Source organism: Clostridium caldaquaticum, assembly GCF_023806125.1.
GTDB classification, from domain to species: Bacteria; Bacillota; Clostridia; order Clostridiales; family Clostridiaceae; genus Clostridium_AT; species Clostridium_AT caldaquaticum.
Genome location: NZ_JAMSKT010000013.1, coordinates 46,942 through 68,162, shown reverse-complemented (window position 1 = coordinate 68,162; position 21,221 = coordinate 46,942). Strand labels below are relative to the sequence as shown.

At 30.6% G+C, this 21,221-nt stretch carries 20 protein-coding genes and 2 riboswitches; of the genes, 11 read left to right on the top strand and 9 right to left on the bottom strand.

Features of this window, described 5'->3' with window-relative positions; all coding sequences use genetic code 11:
• The first annotated feature begins 196 nt into the window (after positions 1-196).
• Positions 197-1,417: a 6-phosphofructokinase gene (locus tag M2651_RS09770; protein ID WP_252132174.1), complete on the top strand. Its 1,221-nt coding sequence runs from the start codon at positions 197-199 to the stop codon at positions 1,415-1,417.
• Between the two features lie 16 nt (positions 1,418-1,433).
• Here M2651_RS09770 and recX read toward each other — a convergent pair whose 3' ends face one another.
• Both recX and M2651_RS09760 read right to left on the bottom strand, forming a co-directional pair.
• Positions 1,434-2,282, bottom strand: coding sequence for a recombination regulator RecX (gene recX / locus M2651_RS09765; protein ID WP_252132173.1), 849 nt, complete (start codon positions 2,280-2,282; stop codon positions 1,434-1,436).
• A 17-nt stretch (positions 2,283-2,299) separates the two neighbouring features.
• Positions 2,300-3,553, bottom strand: a complete 1,254-nt coding sequence (locus tag M2651_RS09760; RefSeq protein ID WP_252132172.1) for a M16 family metallopeptidase — start codon at positions 3,551-3,553, stop codon at positions 2,300-2,302.
• 228 nt (positions 3,554-3,781) lie between these two features.
• Here M2651_RS09760 and M2651_RS09755 point away from each other — a divergent pair, with 228 nt between their 5' ends.
• On the top strand, positions 3,782-4,273 hold the full coding sequence (locus tag M2651_RS09755) for a QueT transporter family protein (RefSeq protein ID WP_252132171.1): 492 nt from the start codon (positions 3,782-3,784) through the stop codon (positions 4,271-4,273).
• 44 nt (positions 4,274-4,317) lie between these two features.
• On the opposite strand, the gene M2651_RS09750 is transcribed toward M2651_RS09755, so the two are convergent.
• On the bottom strand, positions 4,318-5,736 hold the full coding sequence (locus M2651_RS09750; protein WP_252132170.1) for an NCS2 family permease: 1,419 nt from the start codon (positions 5,734-5,736) through the stop codon (positions 4,318-4,320).
• Positions 5,737-5,995: 259 nt separating this feature from the next.
• Positions 5,996-6,096, bottom strand: a riboswitch (purine riboswitch).
• Positions 6,097-6,301: 205 nt separating this feature from the next.
• Here M2651_RS09750 and M2651_RS09745 point away from each other — a divergent pair.
• Positions 6,302-8,170, top strand: a complete 1,869-nt coding sequence (locus M2651_RS09745) for an LTA synthase family protein (RefSeq protein WP_252132169.1) — start codon at positions 6,302-6,304, stop codon at positions 8,168-8,170.
• Between the two features lie 119 nt (positions 8,171-8,289).
• Here M2651_RS09745 and M2651_RS09740 read toward each other — a convergent pair whose 3' ends face one another.
• A complete protein-coding gene (locus M2651_RS09740; RefSeq protein ID WP_252132168.1) occupies positions 8,290-8,520 on the bottom strand; it encodes a DUF3892 domain-containing protein in 231 nt (76 codons plus the stop codon).
• A gap of 144 nt (positions 8,521-8,664) precedes the next feature.
• Positions 8,665-8,789, top strand: a riboswitch (cyclic di-AMP (ydaO/yuaA leader).
• Position 8,790: 1 nt separating this feature from the next.
• Here M2651_RS09740 and M2651_RS09735 point away from each other — a divergent pair.
• The 7 genes from M2651_RS09735 to hpt all read left to right on the top strand — a co-directional run bounded on the left by M2651_RS09735 (position 8,791) and on the right by hpt (position 15,070).
• On the top strand, positions 8,791-9,570 hold the full coding sequence (locus tag M2651_RS09735; RefSeq protein WP_252132167.1) for a LysM peptidoglycan-binding domain-containing protein: 780 nt from the start codon (positions 8,791-8,793) through the stop codon (positions 9,568-9,570).
• Between the two features lie 172 nt (positions 9,571-9,742).
• Complete coding sequence (locus M2651_RS09730; protein ID WP_252132166.1) at positions 9,743-10,819, top strand: ABC transporter ATP-binding protein; 1,077 nt, start codon at positions 9,743-9,745, stop codon at positions 10,817-10,819.
• Entirely contained in the window at positions 10,819-11,670 is an 852-nt protein-coding gene (locus M2651_RS09725; RefSeq protein ID WP_252132165.1) for an ABC transporter permease, read from the top strand. The genes M2651_RS09730 and M2651_RS09725 overlap by 1 nt, the downstream gene beginning before the upstream one ends.
• Complete coding sequence (locus M2651_RS14460) at positions 11,671-12,468, top strand: ABC transporter permease (RefSeq protein WP_252132164.1); 798 nt, start codon at positions 11,671-11,673, stop codon at positions 12,466-12,468.
• A gap of 28 nt (positions 12,469-12,496) precedes the next feature.
• Complete coding sequence (locus tag M2651_RS14455) at positions 12,497-13,576, top strand: polyamine ABC transporter substrate-binding protein (RefSeq protein WP_252132163.1); 1,080 nt, start codon at positions 12,497-12,499, stop codon at positions 13,574-13,576.
• Positions 13,577-13,844: 268 nt separating this feature from the next.
• Entirely contained in the window at positions 13,845-14,453 is a 609-nt protein-coding gene (locus M2651_RS09710) for a L,D-transpeptidase family protein (RefSeq protein WP_252132162.1), read from the top strand.
• A 95-nt stretch (positions 14,454-14,548) separates the two neighbouring features.
• Positions 14,549-15,070, top strand: coding sequence for a hypoxanthine phosphoribosyltransferase (gene hpt / locus M2651_RS09705; RefSeq protein ID WP_252132161.1), 522 nt, complete (start codon positions 14,549-14,551; stop codon positions 15,068-15,070).
• 95 nt (positions 15,071-15,165) lie between these two features.
• Here hpt and yunB read toward each other — a convergent pair whose 3' ends face one another.
• On the bottom strand, positions 15,166-15,801 hold the full coding sequence (yunB, locus tag M2651_RS09700; protein WP_350338296.1) for a sporulation protein YunB: 636 nt from the start codon (positions 15,799-15,801) through the stop codon (positions 15,166-15,168).
• 338 nt (positions 15,802-16,139) lie between these two features.
• Between yunB and M2651_RS09695 the strand changes: the two genes are divergently transcribed.
• On the top strand, positions 16,140-18,632 hold the full coding sequence (locus tag M2651_RS09695; protein ID WP_252132159.1) for a transglycosylase domain-containing protein: 2,493 nt from the start codon (positions 16,140-16,142) through the stop codon (positions 18,630-18,632).
• A gap of 41 nt (positions 18,633-18,673) precedes the next feature.
• Here the strand turns inward: M2651_RS09695 and spoVAEA are convergent, their stop codons facing one another.
• Genes spoVAEA through spoVAC form a run of 4 tightly spaced genes read right to left on the bottom strand, consistent with a single transcriptional unit; the run spans position 18,674 to position 21,112 of the window.
• The gene (gene spoVAEA / locus M2651_RS09690) at positions 18,674-19,255 is read right to left on the bottom strand and encodes a stage V sporulation protein SpoVABEA (protein ID WP_252132158.1); all 582 of its coding nucleotides are present in this window, start codon (positions 19,253-19,255) and stop codon (positions 18,674-18,676) included.
• A complete protein-coding gene (spoVAE, locus tag M2651_RS09685) occupies positions 19,252-19,608 on the bottom strand; it encodes a stage V sporulation protein AE (protein WP_252132157.1) in 357 nt (118 codons plus the stop codon). The genes spoVAEA and spoVAE overlap by 4 nt, the downstream gene beginning before the upstream one ends.
• A 34-nt stretch (positions 19,609-19,642) precedes the next feature.
• Positions 19,643-20,653, bottom strand: a complete 1,011-nt coding sequence (gene spoVAD / locus M2651_RS09680) for a stage V sporulation protein AD (protein WP_252132156.1) — start codon at positions 20,651-20,653, stop codon at positions 19,643-19,645.
• A gap of 9 nt (positions 20,654-20,662) precedes the next feature.
• Positions 20,663-21,112 (bottom strand): stage V sporulation protein AC, encoded by a 450-nt coding sequence (gene spoVAC / locus M2651_RS09675; RefSeq protein WP_252132155.1) that lies wholly within the window; start codon positions 21,110-21,112, stop codon positions 20,663-20,665.
• Between the last annotated feature and the right edge of the window lie 109 nt (positions 21,113-21,221).

Below are 21,221 nucleotides of genomic sequence, written 5' to 3'. Positions count from 1 at the left end.
TTAATATATATATTTTAACATTCTTTCAATATCTTTCCCACTTATATTTCTAATATTATCTAAATATTTAAACTTTAACTATAATATATTGCCTACTTGCAAATAATATATTACAATTATTCTGTATAATATAGCTTTTATAGTATTTATTTTTATTTAATATATCACTTTTATTGCAATATGAGAGGAGAAAATTATGATTAATTGTTTAGTAGCACAATCAGGTGGACCAACAGCAGTAATAAACTCATCTTTTATTGGTGTTTTAGACCAGGCATTAGAAAGCAAATGTTATGATAATGTATACGCTGGCATCAACGGTATTGAAGGAATACTTCAAAATAAACTAATTAACTTATCCAAAATTCCTTATAATCAATTGCAAGGCTTAAAATATACCCCTTCCTCAGCCTTAGGCTCATGCAGATATAAGATGAAGGATTACCAAAAAGATACTTCCGAATATAAAAAACTATTCAGTATTTTAAAAGAACATAATATTAAAGCCTTCTTTTACATTGGAGGCAATGACTCTATGGATACGGTACGAACTCTTTCTGAATACACAAAACTCAATAACATAGATATTCAAGTTATGGGAATCCCTAAGACTATAGACAATGATTTAATGGAAACAGACCATACTCCTGGCTTTGGAAGTGCAAGTAAATTTATAGCTTCAACTATATTAGAAACTTATTTAGATTCCTCTGTATACATGAATAATGGAATATTCATTGTAGAAACTATGGGTAGAGACACTGGCTGGCTTACTGCTAGTGCAGCTCTTGCAAAGATTAATGGAGAGCCAGTAGTGGATTTTATATATCTTCCAGAAGTTACATTTTCAAAAGAAAAGTTTTTAGAAGAGGTAAATGAAAAATTTAAAGAACAAAATCAAGTATATATCGTTGCTTCAGAAGGTATAAAGGATGAAAAAGGCAGCTTTCTTGGTGAAAACACAAGCAGTAAAACCCATGATAAATTTGGTCATGCTCAATTAGGAGGAGTATGCAACACTTTAAAATCAATGATTATAGAAAGAGGTATAACTTCTAGAGTAAAAACCTTAGAGCTTGGAGTAACTCAACGTTGTGCTATGCATTATGCATCTTTAACTGATATAGAGGAAGCTTATAATGCTGGCAAAGAAGCAGTAAAATATGCTTGTGAAGGAATAACCGGGTTTATGGTTGGAATAAGGAGACTACAAAACAATCCTTATAAATCCGACACAATTCTAGTTGAACCATCAAAGGTTGCAAACCATATTAAATACTTTCCTAAGTCATGGATTACAAGTGAAGGCAATTGGGTTACAGAAGATGCAGTTAATTATATAGCTCCATTAATACAAGGAACTCCAGCCATTCCTATGGAAAACGGACTTCCAAAATATACAATATTAAAAAGATAGACATAAGTCTATCTTTTTAATATTCTTCAATAAAATCATCACTTTTTAAGATTATTGTTAAAACTTTTTTAATATCCTCCCAAGGATATCCCCTTCTAAGAAGAAAATCTGATAATTTTTTATATAGCTTTTTTTCATCTTTTTCTGAGTTTGAAACTATATTATACCTCTTACATGCTAACTCATAAAGTTCTTCAAAATTAGTTTCTTTCTCTACTTTTACCTGCTCGTCATGTTCTAAAGTTATAAGCTTATTTAAAACCTCATTAATAATCTCAAAGCTATATCCATTTCTTGTGAAATATTCCCAAAGTTTTTTAGCTATCTTTCTTTTATCCCTTTCTGTTTTTTGCAGTATTTTATATTTTCTCTCGCCTAACCTGAAGGCAGACTGCAATTCTACATTATTATCTAATTTCTTTAACTTTTCATTTATCAAAACTTCATCAATCCCTTTTCTTAAAAGAGCTTGTTTTATTTTGTTTCTACCTTGACTATTTATTTTATTATTTATATACATCGCAGCATAACATTCATCATTTAAAAAGTTATAACTAATTAAAAATTCAATAACTTTTGCAATTGTTTTTTCATCATATCCTTTTAACTTTAGTTTATCAAAAACTTCCTTTTCTGATTTATAGTTTTTTTCTATAATTTTTAAAGCCTGGTTTTTACATTTTAAATAACTGTCTTCATTTACAATTCTTTTTAAAACTTCAAGTTCTACAATCTTTCCTGGCTTTAGACTGTATGTATAAGCAAGTTCAGCACTGCAGGAAAAGTTAAAGTCACCATCAATATAAACATTTACCCTATCTTTATTTCTCTTTTGAATTTCTACTTTTGTTATTATCCTTTCCATAAATTAGCCTGCTCCTTTTACAGCTGCTTATCATTAGGTGTTAAAATATGAATTGTGGCATTTTTAAATACTTTTCTAGCTACATTATAAATATCTTCTTTCTTGATATACTGAAGATTTTTCATATCCTCTAAAAACTCATAAATGCTTTCTTCCTCAAGTTTTTGATGCAAGCAATAATTACCTAAGTCTGTAGAATCCTCTAAGGTAGCGGCCACTGCAGTTTTTAGAACCTTCTTCATTAGATTGACAGTATCTTCATTAAAATTTATATCTTCACTTATTATCTTTTTAATACATTCATCTATAACAGAAATTGCTTCATCTACATTCTGAGGTTCAACAGCAGTATAAATATAAAGAATTTTAACGAAGTTCGTCATATCTATATGTGAATATATATCATAAGCCAGGCCTCGTTCTTCTCTAAGCTCTCTAAACAGTATAGAATTAGCACTTTCACCAAATTTATGGTTTAAAATCTTTAAAGCAAGCTCTTCCTTCTTATTAAGTCCATGAAATGTAAAAGCATATATTATAGTACTTTGCTCTATATCTTTTTTATAAGTTATAGTTTTACCTGGTATATTATTTTCAACTACTACAGATTCTATATTTAATTCTTTCCTCTCCCAGTTATTAAAATACACTTCTATTAAATTAATAATTTCATGATGCTCATAAGGAGACACTATAGTTATAAAACAATTATTCGGTATATAGTATTTGCTATAAAAATCCATAAGCTGCTTTCTAGTAAATTTTTTAACAGTCTTTTCTTCTCCTAAAGTATCATATCTTAAAGGGCTTTTACTAAAAGCTGCTTGATTGATTTTATTAAAGCTGTAATCTTCTATATCATCCTTACTTGTTCTAATTTCTGCAAGTATTACTCCCCTTTCCTTTTCTATTTCACTTTCAGGAAAGATAGAATTCTGTACCATATCTGCTAATATCTCTATAGATGACTCTAGTTCCTCACATAGAGCAGTAATATTATATACTGTACAAGTATAATCCGTATAGGCATTATACTCTCCACCCCTTTTTTCCAAAGCATCATTAATATTTTCATTATCTCTTGTTTTAGTTCCTTTAAAAAGCATATGTTCTATAAAATGAGAAATTCCTCTTTCATTAGCCTTTTCATATAAAGAACCAACTTTAAAACCAATATGAAGCGACGCTATTTGAGTATCTCTCTTTATACTTATTAAGTTTATTCCATTATCTAAATTATATATTTTTGCATCAAATATTCCTTTTTCCATATATTCTCCTTCAAGCTAACATTACATTTAACATGTATTATTATAATACAATAATAAAAAAAGTGATATTTAATTTTTTAGTAATATAAATTTACTGTATATATTTTATTTGTTAAATATTAATTTGACATCACTTTTTATACTTGTTAAAATGTATTAGTATTAAATATTTTAATAAAGACAGTTCGAAATCCATCCTGTCTATAAACAAAACTAGGGAGGTAAAAAATGATAATTTCTACTAAAAAAATCGTCTTTGGTGCACTGGTAGGTGCGCTTTATGCAGCTCTCACGCTATCTATTCCCTTTATGAGCTTTTTGCCTAATCAGTTAAGAGTGTCTGAAGCTCTCACTATTCTACCCTACTTTTCATCTTATTCAATCTTTGGAATATTTATCGGATGTGTAGTTGCAAATATTCTTAGTCCTTATGGAGCTCTAGATATGGTAATTGGCTCTTTAGCCTCCTTAATTGCTGCAGTATTAACTTACTATATAGGTAAAAGCAGCATTAAGTATAAAAAACTTATAGCTCCAATGCCTGCTGTAATAGTAAATGCTGTTATGATTGGATTTTTAATAACTTATTCAACTAATACTCCATTTTTAGCTAATACTATATCTGTTGGCCTTGGAGAGCTTATATCCTGCTACCTTTTAGGGTTGCCTTTATTGCTTTTTATCGATAAAAACGATAAATTAAAAAAATATTTAAGATAAGATAAAAAATTCGATTGACTTTAGTGCCAATCGAATTTTTTATCTTATACATTAAATATAAACTTAAATATAAATAATACTGCAAATATATACATTATTGGATGAACATCTTTAGCTTTTCCTTTTACCAATTTAACAATTGTATAGAATATAAAGCCAGCTGCTATACCGTTTGCTATACTATAGGTAAATGGCATCATAACAAGTGTTAAGAAAGCTGGAAGAGCTTCTTCAAAATTTTCAAAATCAATTCTCATAATTGAGCTTATCATAAGTACTCCTACTATTATAAGTGCTGGGGCAGTAGCTTGAGCTGGTACTATACCAACTATAGGAGCAATAAATAATGATAAGAAGAAACAAACTGCAGTTACAACCGAAGTTAGACCTGTTCTTCCGCCTTCACTTATACCAGCAGCACTTTCAACATAGGTAGTTACGTTGCTTGTTCCAAGCAGTGCTCCTATTGAAGTAGCTGTAGCATCTGCAAATAATGCTTTGTCTATCTTTCTTGGAAACATCCCTCTCTTAGGAACATCATTCTTTTCATCAAACATCCCTGTTTTAGCTCCAGTACCTATAAAAGTACCTATTGTATCAAAGGTATCAACTAAGCTAAAAGAAACAATAATTGTTACAGCTGTCAAAAAACCTGTCTTAGCTGAAAATAATTCAGAAAAATCTAACTTTAAGAAAGTAGGACTTAAACTTGGAGGCATTGAAAATACTTTAAAGGATTCAGGAATAAATATTCCTAGTTTAGCTCCAAAGCCTGCTTGAGCAATTACACCCACAACAGTAGTAGCTATAATACCAATAAGTATTGAACCTTTAACATTCTTTACCATAAGAGCTACAGTTACAACAAGTCCAAATAAAGCAAGAAGTGTTCCAGGATTTCTTACATCTCCAAATTTTACTAATGTAGCTGAATCAGCAACAACTATACCAGCTTCTTTAAAGCCAATTAAAGCTATAAATAATCCAATACCGCCTCCAATAGCATTTTTAAGTGATTCAGGAATAGCATCAACAATAGCAATTCTTATCTTTGTAACAGTTATAAATATATTTATAAGACCGCAAATAAATACTGCAGCAAGAGCTGCCCTCCAAGAATAACCAGCAGTTCCTACTACATAAAAAGTAAAAAACGCATTCATTCCCATACCAGCTGCCTGAGCAAAAGGTACATTTGCTACAAGACCCATAATAAGTGTACCTATAATTGCAGATAAAACTGTTGCTACAAACACAGCACCTAAAATTGGATCATTTGCTACCGTTATTCCAGCCTTTGCAACATCACCAAACATTAATCCTTTCACATTCATTCCTGCTTGGCCTAAAAGACTTGGATTTACAAAAATTATGTACGCCATAGTTATAAAAGTTGTAATACCAGCAATAATTTCAGTTTTTATATTAGTATTATTTTCTTTTAACTTAAAGAAATCGTTCATTATTTAAGCTTCCTCCTAAAATTAATTATTTTAAAAAAATTATTATGACAGCATTAATATTTAATAACTTCCTATCCTCCTTTCAATTTAAAAGCACAGAACCTTTATTAAATAGATTTATTTTTCCCTATAGATGTCCTTAAAATTCATGCAAAACAAACAACGCATGAATTATACAATTATTAAAGTGAATTCATGCGTTTACCTAATTTTCAAAGGACACATTATTTTTGTGCTTATCAAATTACTTAAAAAAATCATTGGCAAACCCTTCACTCATAGCTAAGCAGTTATGGCTGCTTTGTAGAAACTCCCGAACCAAATTATCAAGATTATATGAGTTAATATTTAATTTACATATCAATGTTATCACAGCTTTTAACAACTGTAAATAGAAAATACGAATATTTTTAAAAATTTTACTAAAAATATTCGATAAATCTGCTTTTAGTAAAATTTTTTATATATTGATTAACACAAAAATACTAAATTCCTCGTATTGTGGAATATAACAGTATAAGGTATAATTTAGATTATATATTATACCTTAAAAGGAGTTGAAATCTTGCTTAATACAAGAAATCTTATAGACTATCGATTAAAATGTAACTTTAAAAGCAGTATTAAACAAAATTTATATTACCTTTCAAAAGATAGGATGCTTCATGTTACCCTAATAAGTTTATTTTTAAAATCAATTATTTTTACTCTGCTTATAAACAGCGAAAAGGCTACAAAGATAAATTTTGGTTGGGCTTTCTACGGTGACCCACATCTATTAGTATACATATGTTTTATAAATATATTTTTATCTTTTTCCTTTTTATTTAAAAACAGAGGCCGCTTATGGTATCTTATAGTAATTAACACTCTAATTAGTATGATTATTATAGCAGATTTATGGTATTATAGAGGCTTTGCCAGCTTTATGACCATTCATGTTTTAAATCAGACTACAAACTTGGACAATCTTTCTAGCGATATTATAGCAATGATGAGAGTAATAGATATATTCTTTGTTCTAGATATATTTGTACTTATCCCTCTTGCCATAAAACAAAAACATTTATATAAAAATCAGGGTAAAGTTCCTTCTCTTTTTTTTAGTATACTAGTATTATCCATAGGGTACATTTGGTTTTCTCACTACAGAATAGATATACTAAATAACGGCAAAAAAACTATGTTATTTAGAACCTATTGGAAACCTGCTCAAACTATGGCTAATCTTTCTCCTATAGGCTATCATATTTATGACAGCTATAATTATTGGTTAGATAATAAAGCTTATAATTTAACAGAACAGGACATAAAAGAAATAAATGCTTGGTTTAAAGCCAAAAACGAAAAACTTCCAGATAATAAATATAAAGGCTTGTTAAAAGGTAAAAATCTAATTATTATTCAAGTTGAATCCCTTGAAAGATTTGTTATAGGTCAAAAAATTAACGGACAAGAAATTACACCAAATCTAAACAAACTTTTAAAAAACAGTCTATATTTTACTAATTATTATGAACAAGTTAATAATGGTACAAGCTCCGACTCAGACCTGCTTACAAATACTTCAGTGTATCCTGTTAGAAGGGGGAGTACTTTTTTTAGATATCCTGACAACACCTATAATTCACTGCCAAAACTTCTGGAGAAATTAGGATATAGTACTACTGCTATTCATCCTGAAAAAGGTTCCTATTGGAATTGGATGCCTGCACTTAAATCTATAGGCTTTCAAAATACTATAGATTCCTCTGGATTTGAAATTGATGAAACTATTGGCCTTGGTCTTAGCGACGGTTCATATTTGCGTCAAGTATTTCCTATTATAAAAAGACAAAAGCAGCCTTTTTATACCTTCATGGTTACATTAACAAGCCACGGCCCCTTTGATTTACCTGAAAAGTTCAGAGAACTTAATTTAAATGAAAGTTTAGATAAAACAAAAATGGGTGGATATTTGCAAAGCGTTCATTATACAGACAAGCATATCGGTTTACTGATTAATAGATTAGAAAAAGACGGCATTCTTAATAACTCTGTAATAGTAGTTTATGGTGATCATACAGGGATACACAAGTATCATGAAGATGAAGTTGCTAAAATAAAACCTCAAGAAGATTGGTGGCAAGGAAATAACTGGAGAGTACCTCTTATTATATACAATAAAGATTTAACAGGAGAAGAAATTACTACTATTGGTGGTCAGGTGGATTTGCTTCCTACCCTAGCATATTTATTTGGAATAGATAAGACAGATTATGAATATACTGCAATAGGTAGAAATCTCTTAAATACAAAGAAAAATTTTGCTGTTCTAACGAATGGGTCATATATAGGTGAAAAGTCTAGTGATGAAGAAGAACAACAGGCTATAAAAGGACTAGAAATAGCGGATAAGATAATAAAAAGTAACTACTATAAAAATTATAAATAGTTGAAAAGAAGCCTAAGTTTTATGTATTAGGCTTCTTTTATATGTTTTTAATAATACTTTCAGTATTTGAGTTAAGCTCATGCCAGCAACTTTTGCTCACTGAAGCTATCTCTCATCCCCTAAAATTCAGGCATATTATCTAAATTATCGCCTTCTTTATCATTAGGATTGCTCCTTAAATATTCTCTTCCATTTCTTGATTTTCCAACATTTACACCTTGTATTAAATCGTCTTTAGCCATCATAATAGCTTCGTTTATAGAATAAACATTACCATTATCAAGCATTACATCAGTTATATCCCCATCTGGATTCTTTTTAACTTTAATAATCTTAGATTTATTTTCCATAATTTATCCTCCTAATCAAAATTGTCTTTATTATTATTTGTAATAAATTTATTGATATACATAAATTAACAAACTTATACCATTGTATGCCTTAAATGTCATATATTTTGTATGGATATATAGTACTTCCTTTGTTAAAATAACAGCATAAAAAAGCCGAATCTCCATATGGAGTACGGGGGATATCTACTGGGGTGAATCTCTAAATGAGTAGGGTACCTCTTACCCAAACCCGTCAACTAACCTCGGAGGCAAAAGGAGGATAATAATATGATTACTTCAAAAAAACTTAAGGTATTACTATTTACCCTTTCATTAACACTGTTTACAGCTCATTCTGCAAAGGCAGCAAGCTATACAGTAGTTTCAGGAGATTCACTTTTTACTATAAGCAAGACCTTTAATACTACTGTTAATTCAATTAAAGCAGATAATAATTTATCTGGAGATATAATTAAATCTGGACAAGTATTAAATGTTCCTGCTATAAAATATACAGTAAAAAGTGGAGATACTCTTTATTTAATTGCAAAGAGATATGGAATTTCTTTATATTCATTAAGAAAGGCAAATAATTACTGGAAAGATTATATATATGTTGGACAAACCCTTTTAATACCTGGTGTAAACACTACAACTAATGCAGCTACTTTAACATCACAGACATCTAAAGGTGTTATACCCTATACTAAAGCTGATTTAGATCTTTTAGCAAGACTAATTCATGCTGAAGCTCAAGGACAATCCTATAAAACTCAAGTGGCAGTAGGTGCAGTAGTTATAAATAGAGTTCAAAGTTCAGCTTGGCCAAATACTATCAAAGATGTAATTTACCAAAGGGTAAATGGCTATTATCAGTTCACCCCTGTATTAAACGGTTGGATAAACAAACCTGCCTCAGATACAGCTAGACAAGCTGCTTTAGATGCTTTAATAGGTATAGACCCAACCAATGGGGCAGAATTTTATTTCGATGACAGTACAAAAAATACATGGCTTTGGTCAAAGCCCGTAGCTCTAAGAGTTGATAATATGATATTTTCTTACTAAACCAAAAGTGTACAACCTTCTAATAGGCTGTACACTTTTATTTGCATATAATGACACTTTCTTAAATTAATCAAATAAAATTAGAATATTGAATTTTTTAAAATATAGCTTTATAATTATATCAGTTTGTAAATATAACATAAAAGTGTTTTAAAAGGGGATGAAGTAAAGGATGGTTACACTTATAAACGTAATAAAGAAATTTTCAGATCATACTGCTGTGGATAATATAAGTTTTGAAGCAAATCAAGGTGAATTTTTAACTCTTCTTGGGCCAAGCGGTTGTGGAAAAACCACTACTTTAAGAATGATAGCGGGTTTCGAAGAACCTACAAGCGGAAACATTCTTCTAAATGGTGAAGATGTATCTCATAACCATCCTTACGAAAGAGATGTGAATACTGTATTTCAAAACTACGCTCTTTTTCCTCATATGAATATTTTTGAAAATATTGCTTTCGGTCTTAAAATAAAAAAGCTATCAAAAGATGATATCAAAAAAAAGGTTAAAGATGCTTTAAGATTAGTACGTTTAGAGGGCTATGAATACAGAATGCCCAATGAAATAAGCGGAGGTCAGAAGCAAAGAGTAGCAATAGCTAGAGCTATTGTAAATAATCCTAAGGTGCTTCTTTTAGATGAACCTCTAGGTGCATTAGATCTTAAATTAAGAAAAGAAATGCAGATTGAACTAAAACACTTACAACAAAAATTAGGTATAACCTTTATATATGTTACCCATGATCAAGAAGAAGCCTTAATTCTTTCCGATAGAATTGCAGTTATGAATAAAGGTAAAATAGAACAAATAGGTGTCCCAAATGAAATATACGAAAGGCCTAAAACAAAATTTGTGGCTAGTTTTATTGGTGAAACAAATCTATTTGAAGCTACTGTTGACCATATCTCAGCTGATCAGGCTACTTTAATTCTGGAAACTAATAATAAAATATTTGTTAAAGATCCCTCACTTAAAACAGAATCTTTAAGTAGAGGTTCAAAAATTTCTATAGCAATACGACCAGAAAAAATGAAGTTATCCTATTCAACTGTAAATGATAAGAATATACTCACTGGGAAAATAAAGGAAAGAATTTATGTTGGATCTGTTAATAAAACAATCGTAACTCTTTTTAATGGAAAAGAAGTAATAATTAATGAAACAATGGATACATCATTAGCTTTAAACAATAAAAACAGTGATGTATATGTCAGCTGGAAATACGAAGATGGGGTGGTGATATTATAATGAAAAAAAACAAAGGTCCACTCTGGACATTATCGCCTATAGTTCTTTGGCTAACGATACTTGTAGCTGTCCCTCTGTTAATTGTTATAGCTATGGGTTTTTTAAGTCGCGGTACATATGGACAAGTTGAATTTAAATTTACCCTTAAAAACTATATAAGCATATTCAATCCTCTTTATATGAAGATGCTTATGTATTCTTTATGGATTTCTCTTTTTACTACAATTATCTGCCTCATTTTAGGATATCCATTTGCCTACTATATTGCAAAAGCTCCTAAGAAATTAAGCGGTATATTATTAATGCTAATTATTGTTCCTTTTTGGACGAACTCACTTATTAGAACTTACTCTTGGATTACTCTTTTAAGAACCAACGGAGTAATTAACTCTTATTTACTTAAACTGGGAATAATAGCAGATCCTCTTCAGTTGCTTTATACTAATGGAGCTGTATTATTAGGACTTGTATATACACTATTTCCATTTATGGTTCTGCCTTTATATGCTTCAATAGATAGTCTTGATAAAAGCTATATTGAAGCAGCAAATGATTTAGGTGCACGACCTTTTGTAACTTTCTTTAAAATTACAGTTCCTCTTACTATGCCTGGAATAGTTGCTGGATGTATATTGGTATTTATCCCTACCCTTGGTTTGTTCTTTATACCAGACTTAATGGGCGGAAGTAAAATTATGCTAATAAGTAACTTTATTAAAAATCAATTCTTAACTGCTAGGGATTGGCCTTTGGGTTCAGCAGCTTCTATTGTTATAATTGGACTTACCTTTGTTTTAATAGGGGTATATCTTAAAATTGCTGGTACAAATAATAAAACGGAGGTGCTATAGGTGAAAAAGAGACGCTCAGGCCATAAATTATTATCTATATATACATTTTTAATTTTTATTATTATATACTTGCCTATAGCTACGTTGATTGTGTTTTCCTTTAATAATTCAAAAGTAAATGCCATATGGCAAGGATTTACTTTCAAATGGTACCTTGGTCTTTTTAAGGATAGAAACATAATAAGTACCATGACAAATAGCTTGCTTGTAGCTGCAGTAAGCACTTTAATTGCTACAATAATCGGAACTTTAGCAGCAGTAGGTATGTATAAATATAAATTTAAAGGTAAAACAGTACTTGATGGATTGTTATATGTTCCAATTATAATACCAGAAATTGTAATGGGAATTTCACTGCTTATGTTTTTTTCACAAGCAAACATTCCTGCAGGTTCTCTTACACTAATATTAGCTCACGCAACTTTTAGTGTATCATACGTTGTTATTGTAGTTAGATCTAGACTTAACGGATTTGATCCCTCACTTGAGGAAGCAGCTATGGATCTTGGTGCTGGTCCATTTCAGACATTCTACAAAATTACTTTGCCCATAATAGCCCCTGGTATTATAGCAGGAGCACTCTTAGCATTTACCCTATCTATGGATGATGTAATTATAAGCTTCTTTGTTTCTGGACCTGGCTTTACAACTTTACCTCTTAAGATTTTCTCTATGGTTAAATTTGGTGTAACTCCGGAAATAAACGCTTTATCCACAATTATGCTTATTTTTACTATAACTATAGCTGTTATATCTGAAAAAATGCGTTTAAAGTTTAGCAAAAATCAAAAAAAATAAATATTTACATTTTAAGGAGTTGATACTATTGAAAATTAAAAAACTTGCCAGCATATTTTTATCTATATTTTTAGTAGGAAGTGTTTTAACTGGCTGCAAAAAAAATCAAGCTGCACCTGAAAATACAGACGTCCAAACGGATGGAAAAGAAATAAATGTATTTAACTGGTCAGAGTACTTACCTGAAGAAGTTATCAAAAAATTTGAGGAAAAGTATAAAATAAAAGTTAATTACACAACCTACTCTTCTAATGAAGAAATGCTGGCTAAAATAATGGCAGGTGGTGCACAATTTGATATAGCTGTTGCAACTGATTATATGGTAGATGCAATGAGAAAGCAAAAATTAATTCAAGAAATAAACATGAGCAATATACCTAACTATAAAAATATAGGTGCTGAATTTAAAAACTTAGACTTTGATCCAGAAAATAAATATACTGTGCCTTATATGTGGGGTAATGTTGTAGTTGCAGTTAACACAAAACTATTCAATACGGAGATAATAAGCTATGCAGATCTTTGGGACACTAAATTTAAAAATAATCTTGTAGTTCTTGATGATCAAAGAGCCGTTATAGGAATAGCATTAAAAAAATTAGGATATTCCTTTAATGAAACAGATCCATCAAAACTTGAAGAAGCCAAAAAAGAATTGTTAAAGCTTAAAGATAATATAAAAATATTTGATAGCGATAGTCCAAAGACCTCACTAATAAACGGTGAAGCTGCTGTTGGATATGTATGGGGAGCAGAGGCTGCACTAGCCCAACAGGAAAACCCTGATATCAAAGTTTTCTTCCCTAAGGAAGGTTTGTATCTATGGCAGGATAATTTTGTAGTTCCAAAAGGTGCTCAACACCCAAAAAATGCCGAGTTATTTATAAATTTTCTGCTTGAACCTGAAATAAGTGCGGAGATATCAAAGAATTTCCCATATGCTAATCCAAATGTTGAAGCTCATAAATTAATGGAAAAAACAACTCTTGAAAATAAAGTTATATACCCTGATACTGAAATTATAAAAAAGGGTGAACATCTTAAAGATCTAGGAGAAACAATAAAATTATATGACAATATATGGACTGAAATAAAAAGTAATAAATAGAATAAGGACTCAGGATTATCTATCCTGAGTTTTTATTCTATTAAAAATGTAAAATGATTTTAATTAGTTAAACCAATTATTTAAAATTGATTTTATAAGTTATTTATAAATATCACATATTTAATATAATTATTCAAATAATAATCATGTAAAATATAACTATAAGATTAAACGAAAGGAGAGATATATTATAAAATCATTTCACTTAATTACTATATTTATTCTATTATTACTATATTTATCACCTATTCATTTAAGTGCAAAAACTTTGAACATTTCAAGCAAAAATATTAATAAGTATAATATTTTAATTGATTTAAATGAACAATCATTATATTTAATAGATAAAAATAAAAATAGTATAGTCAAAACCTACTCTATTGCCAGTGGTAAGCCTTCTTCACCATCTCCTATAGGTACATGGACTATAATAAGTAAAGGAAAATGGGGTGAAGGATTTGGAACAAGGTGGATGGGCTTAAATGTTCCTTGGGGAAAATATGGAATTCATGGCACTAATCGACCAAGTTCTGTTGGCAGCTATGCATCACACGGATGTATTAGAATGTTTAATAAAGATGTAGAAGAACTTTACAGTCTAGTAGGGTATGGAACTACTGTTGTTATATACGGAGGGCCTTTTCATATGTTTTTAAATAAATTTAGAACTCTTTCTCCTGGAGACAGCGGGTCTGATGTTTTTCAGGTGCAGCGATTAATGAAAAATATAGGGTACTATGACGGGGCTTTAGATGGTAAGTATGGAGAAGTAATGAAAGCTCAAGTGATAAAGTATAGGAAAGATAAAAATTTAACTTTAAAACATTATATCGATAAAGAATTTTATAACTCAATAGGAATTAAAGCTTTCGAATAAACTTGAAAAATAAGTGTAATAAAGCTTTTACAAAGTAAATGTTATTTATTTTTTAATAGCTAATTTTCTAAATAACTTTAGATTGGAGGACAACAATGGACAATAAAAAAAGAAACATACTTATTACCAAAGAACAGATAGCAAATAAAATTGCAGATTTAGGTGCTGAAATATCAAAGGATTATGAAAATAAAAATCTTTATGTTCTTGCACTTTTAAGAGGAAGTTTTATTTTTGCTGCTGATTTAGTAAGATATTTAACTATTCCAGTAAAAATTGGATTTATGACCACCTCAAGCTATGGACACAGCGAGGAGAGTTCTGGTTATGTAAATGTAGTCAATGATATTCCTGATAACATTGAAGGTCTTGATGTTTTAATTATAGATGACATTATAGATACTGGTATTACAATGGAATTTGTTATTCAACATGTTAAAAAGTTAGGTGCTAGAAGTGTAAATTGTTGTGTACTTCTTGATAAACCAGAAAGAAGAAAGGTAAGCTTAGTGCCAGATTACTGCTGTTTCCAAATTCCTGATGTATTTGTTGTAGGATATGGACTTAATTATGGTGATTACTATAGAAACATTCCATATATCTTTAACTGGGAATAAAATTAGCTTTAAATTGTATAAAATAAAAATCTGTCTTAAGCTTAAATAAATTATACTATTAATAGCTTAATGCAGATTTTTATTTTTATACATATTTATTCTCCTGTACTTTTTAATTTAAATCCAGCATTATTTAAATCCAAATTTATTGAAGTATCCGGAGTTTTACCTATAATTATTGTCTCAGCTATAGGTACTTCACTTTTTATTTGAATTTCTTCATTTTTTGTAGGAATAATAATTTTTGCTTTTGCAGAAACCTGTACATATATTTTATGCCTTGTCTGATTGATTCCTGCACTTTCAAACTCTGATTCATATTTAGTTTCTATGTATCCTATAGGTTCCATTTTTACAGTAACATAGGGCCCAATACCTGCCAGAATGTTATTTTGAAAAATATAACCTATAGGGATTTTTATTCCAATGCTTCCAAGCTTCTTAAGTTCTTTCTGAGAATTTAAAACTACATCTGCAGCAATTTTATTCATTTTAATAGTATCTGCTTTCAGCATTGCAATATTTCCTTCTGAGTTTTTTTCAATTCGTATTATATCATCATAATTAAACTGTTTTGAATATTCATTTAAAATCGAAGAAGTTATTATCTCCATAGCTTTAGCTCTCATCTCAGCAACTGCTACAACCATAACTGTAGGAGTTATAATCTTATCGAGAGTATAAATAAACATATTAAAACACATTAAAATAATAATAAAAAAAATAATAATTTTAAATTTATACTTTCCAGTTTTCTTATATTTTCTTTTAATAATACCACTTCCTACTCTTTAAGTATTAATATATCACTAATAATTTATTTCAAAAATTCTTAGTTTAATACCTTGAATCTGAATAAAATTTTGATTTGTGTAAATATTTGTAATATAATCATATTAATATAATAACATTCATAAATATATGATAAAATTATATAGGACAAGCAATTACTCTTAGACTATATAATTATTTTGATATGTCCTCATATAGATTTGTTTATTATTTCGAATATGTTATAATATTAAGGTCTGCTGAATTATTCTATGAGGCATTCAAGGAGGATTAACATATGGAAAAAGAAAGAAATACAAATAAAAAAAATAAAAAGAAGACGAGAAAATTAGCAAAATTTTTTAAAATTGTACTATTAATATTCCTAGGGTTAGTTATCTTAACAGGTGTGGCAGGTGCTGGAGTTACACTAGCTATAATAAAGACTGCTCCACCGCTAGACGTGAATGCTATTTTAACATTTAACGAACCATCTACTATATATGACAGCAATGATAACTATATAGATGACGTTAACTCGGAAGAAAAAAGAACTGTAATATCCATAAACGATGTCCCTAAAGACTTAGTAAATGCATTTGTAAGCATTGAAGACGAAAGATTTTATAAACATAATGGGGTAGATTTCAAAAGAGTTGCTGGAGTTATATATATTGATATTTTAAACAAGCTTAGAGGCATAGATGAGCTTGAAGGTGCATCTACAATTACTCAGCAGCTTGTGAGAAATGCTATGCTTTCAACTAGAGAAAAAGAACCTACTTTCTTAGATTCTGCCAAAAGAAAAATTCGTGAAATGTATTTAGCAGTAAAACTAGAGAAAGAACATTTAACCAAAGATCAAATTCTAGAAGGATATTTGAATACAGTACCATTAGGAGGTACTGTTTACGGTGTTGAAGCTGCAGCAAAGTACTATTTTAATAAATCTGCTAAAGATTTAAATTTAATTCAGTGTGCTTATTTAGCAGGTGTTCCTCAAAATCCAAGTATATATAATGCTTTTTTGGCTTCAAGACAAAAAGATCCTTCAAAGTACTTAAACAGAACTAAAACAGTACTTAGTATGATGCTGAAAAATAATTATATAACTGAGCAGCAATATAACCAAGCTGTAAATGGCTTAAGCAAAGATAGCTTTGAATTTGTTCAATCTACTAATACAAATAATAGCAGATTAAATTATGAATGGTTCACCCTTCCAGCTATTGAACAGGTTAAAGAAGATTTAAAAGCTCAATATAACTACACAGATGAGGAAATTAACAATCTTCTCATGTTTGGCGGTCTTAAAATATATACTACTATGGATAAAAACCTTCAGGATGCTGCTCAAGCAATAATAGACGACACTAAAAACTATGGCAGTATTAAAACACAGATGCTAAATGGAATAATGGATCCTCAAGCTTCTGCTGTTATTATGGATTATCATACTGGGGAAGTTAAGGTAATAATTGGAGGTAGAGGTGAGCAGCCTGCAAGATCCTTTAATAGAGCGGCTTTTAATGGTTCTAAAGAATTTAAAAAACCTGTTGGTTCTACTATAAAACCTCTTACAGTATATGCAGCTTCTATAGATTCAAAACAAGCTACAGCAGCTACTGTAGTTGAGGACTCACCTATAGGCAGTGAAATAAAAAAGCAATGGCCTGGTTGGGAGCCTAAAAATGATAATTTAAAGTATCAAGGATATGTAACTTTAAGAGAAGCAATAAAAAAATCTATAAACTTAGTAGCAGTTAAACAAGAATTTGCTTTAGGACTTAAAACAGGTATATCCTATGGTGAAAAGTTTGGTTTAACCTTCCATACAACACAAGATAAAACTAGTCTTGCTTCCCTTTCTCTTGGTGAAATGTATGACGGTGAAAATACTCTTACTATGGCAGCAGCCTATGGAACCTTTGGAAATGGCGGCATGTATACTAAACCTAGACTTTACAGGAAAGTGATTGATAGAAGAAACGTTACTATACTTGAAAGTAAGGTAGAAAACAGCAAAATTTTAAGCCCTCAAAGTGCTTATATCATGTACGATATGATGAAAGGTCCTGTAAGTTCTGGCGGTACTGGCCCAAGTGCTAGATTTGGTTCTATGCCTGTTGCTGGAAAAACAGGTACTACAGGAGATAAGAAAGAATTATGGTTTAGCGGGTTAACTCCATATTATTCAGGTTCTGTTTGGATAGGGCATGATAATCCCGAACCATTCCCAAAAGGTATATCAAGTGATACTGCTGCTGCCATATGGGGTAAGATAATGAAAGCTGCCCATAGTAATATGTCTATTAAAGAAATTGAGAAACCTTCTGGTATAGTAACTAGATCCGTTTGCAGAGAATCTGGCTTGGTTCCAACTGATTTATGCTCCAAGGATCCAAGAGGAAGTCAAGTATATACTGAAATGTTTATAGCTGGTACTCAGCCTACTACTTTATGCGATGTACATGTAGAAGCTAAAGTAAATAAACTAAACGGAAAACTTGCTACAGAATTTACTCCTAAAGAACTTATAGAATCTAGAGTATTTATTAAGAGAGATTCTAAATCTTCAAGAACACTTGAAGATCAAGCTTATGTACTTCCTACTGAAATGGATGATACAAAACCAGAACCAGTAGAGCCAACACCTACAGAGCCAGAGCAACCTGTAGAAAATCAAACTGAACAAAAACCTAAAGATACAACTCCTTCAACACCTGCTGATACAAACCCTAATAATGGAAATGAAATGAAGCCAAATTCAAATAGTGATAATACACAATAACCCGTATAAAATAAAAGGAAGTAAACACACTTCCTTTTATTTTATACAAAACTAGTAAGTTCTTTATTGTAATTTTTCAAAATTTCTTCCATAGCTTTTGTTATTATTGGTGCACCTATTGTAATATTATCTCTTCCATCCATCTTTCCAGGATCCCCGATACCAACTATATACTTTATATCAGCATTTGACAATATATTAACTGTATCGCCTTTTAGAAGTCTATTGTTTTTCTTATTTCCATACTTATCAACCGCTTTACTTATTACATTACCGAATTTATCTATAGAGCAATCAACAATAACTCCATTAGCTCTAGCAGTATTAGATGCAACTGCTATAATTCCTAAAAGTTCAATATCTTTATCCTGCATTATTTTATACATGGCTTTTTCACCATCTCCCATACCAATATCCCCTCTGTCATCTACCATTACTATTACTGGATCATATTCAGCTATTTTTATAAGTTCTGCTATTCTCTCCCCGCTTAATACTGTAGGATTTCCAGCAGATAAAGATATACATCTTCCGCCTATGTTTTTTGCTGCCTCTTCTACTGCTTCTTTAGCAATATCATCTCCGTCAGTAACTATTATTACCCTCCTTCTCAAAGTTTTCACTCCTTTGTTTTAGGGTTAAAAAGTAATGCCATCAAATATCCAAAAATTATTGCAGCAGTTATACCTCCAGCTGTTCCTTTTATTCCACCTGTAAATGCTCCCATTAATCCTGATTTATCAACTTCTTTCATAACACCTTTAGCAAGTGCATATCCAAACCCAGGAAGAGGTACAGTTGCACCTGCTTTCCCAAAATTTACAACAGGCTCATATATTTTTAAGGCTGTAAGTATAACTCCCATAGTTACAAAACTAACTAATATTCTTGCCGGCGATAATTTTGTTTTATCTATAAGTATTTGTGCAATAACACATAAAACTCCACCAACTACAAATGCTTTTATATAATCCATTATTAATAAGCCTCCTTTTAGCTGTAAGAAACCTTTATGTCTCTACTGCTACGGCATGGGCAATACCTGGTATTGTAAGCCCCTGAAAACAAGATGTAGAACTTAAAAGAGCACCTGTTGAAACTAAAAGCACTCTTTTTAATTTACCTTGAATTAAATTTTTATATATAAATCCGCAATCTACTACTGCCGAGCAGCCGCATCCACTTCCTCCAGCATTAGTTCCCTGCCTCTCATGGTCAAAAATTTCATCTCCGCAATCTATATAATTGTTTTTCAAATCATAACCATACTCTTCTAAAAGCAGCTTCATTGTAATTTCTTTACCCACCTTGCCTAAATCACCAGTAACAATTAAATCATAGTAGCTTGGCTCCCGCGCAATATCCATAAGATGTTGGGCTATAGTACTCACTGCTGCTGGTGCCATAGCTTCACCCATATTATTTACATCATTTACTCCATAGTCTTTAACCTTTCCTATAGTAATATGGCTTACATAGGGATAATTCCCTTCCCTGCCAAGTACCATAGCTCCCGATCCAGTAACAGTCCACTGAGCTGTAGGTGCTCTTTGACTTCCATATTCTAATGGAAATCTAAACTGCCTTTCTGCTGATGAAAAATGTGAGGAAGTTGCAGCCACTACATAATTTGCAAAGCCTCCATCTATGGTCATAGCAGCTAGTGCTAAAGATTCTGTCATTGTAGAACAAGCTCCAAAGAGACCAACAAATGGTATATCCAAATCCTTTGCTGCAAAACAGGAAGAAGTTAATTGATTTAAAAGATCTCCTGCAAATAAATAATTTATATCATTTTCCTTTAAATTGGCTTTTTTGATACTTTCAGTTACAGCCATATAAATCATGCTGCTCTCAGCTTTCTCAAAGGTATCCTTTCCATTTAAATCGTCTTGCAGTATTATATCAAAATAATCCTTTAAAGGTCCTTCTCCCTCTTTAGGTCCAACTACACTATAAGTAGATATAATTCTAGGTTTGCTGTCAGTTCGAATTGTTTGCTTTCCTACTCTTTTATTCATAAACATCACCTACTTAATAAAATAGTATATAATACCTACAATCACTGAAGAACCAATACCATATACTAAAACCGGCCCAGCAATAACAAACATTTTGGCAGCTGCTCCAAATATAAAGCCTTCTTTTTTAAATTCCATTGCAGGTGAAACTATAGCATTAGAAAATCCAGTTATTGGTACTAAAGTTCCTGCACCCCCAATTTTTGCTATCTTATCATATACACCAATACCTGTAAGAAGTGCTCCTATGAATACCATTACTATTGAAACTAAGCCTGATACATCATCTTTGGGGACTCCTATGTTTATTAAATAATTGCTGACTAATTGCCCTATAGTACATATAAGCCCTCCTATCCAAAACGCATTAAAACAATTTTTTATTATATTTGACTTAGGCCTCACTTCAGAAGATAAAGTTTGAAATCTTTGCTTTATTCTTTCTTCTTTTTTATCCACATATATCACTTCCTTTTTTAGATAGCAATTCTTAAAAATATTGTATGCAAATTGCATTATGTTATACGATTATTATTTTTAATACTTTAAGTAAAAAAAACTCAATAAA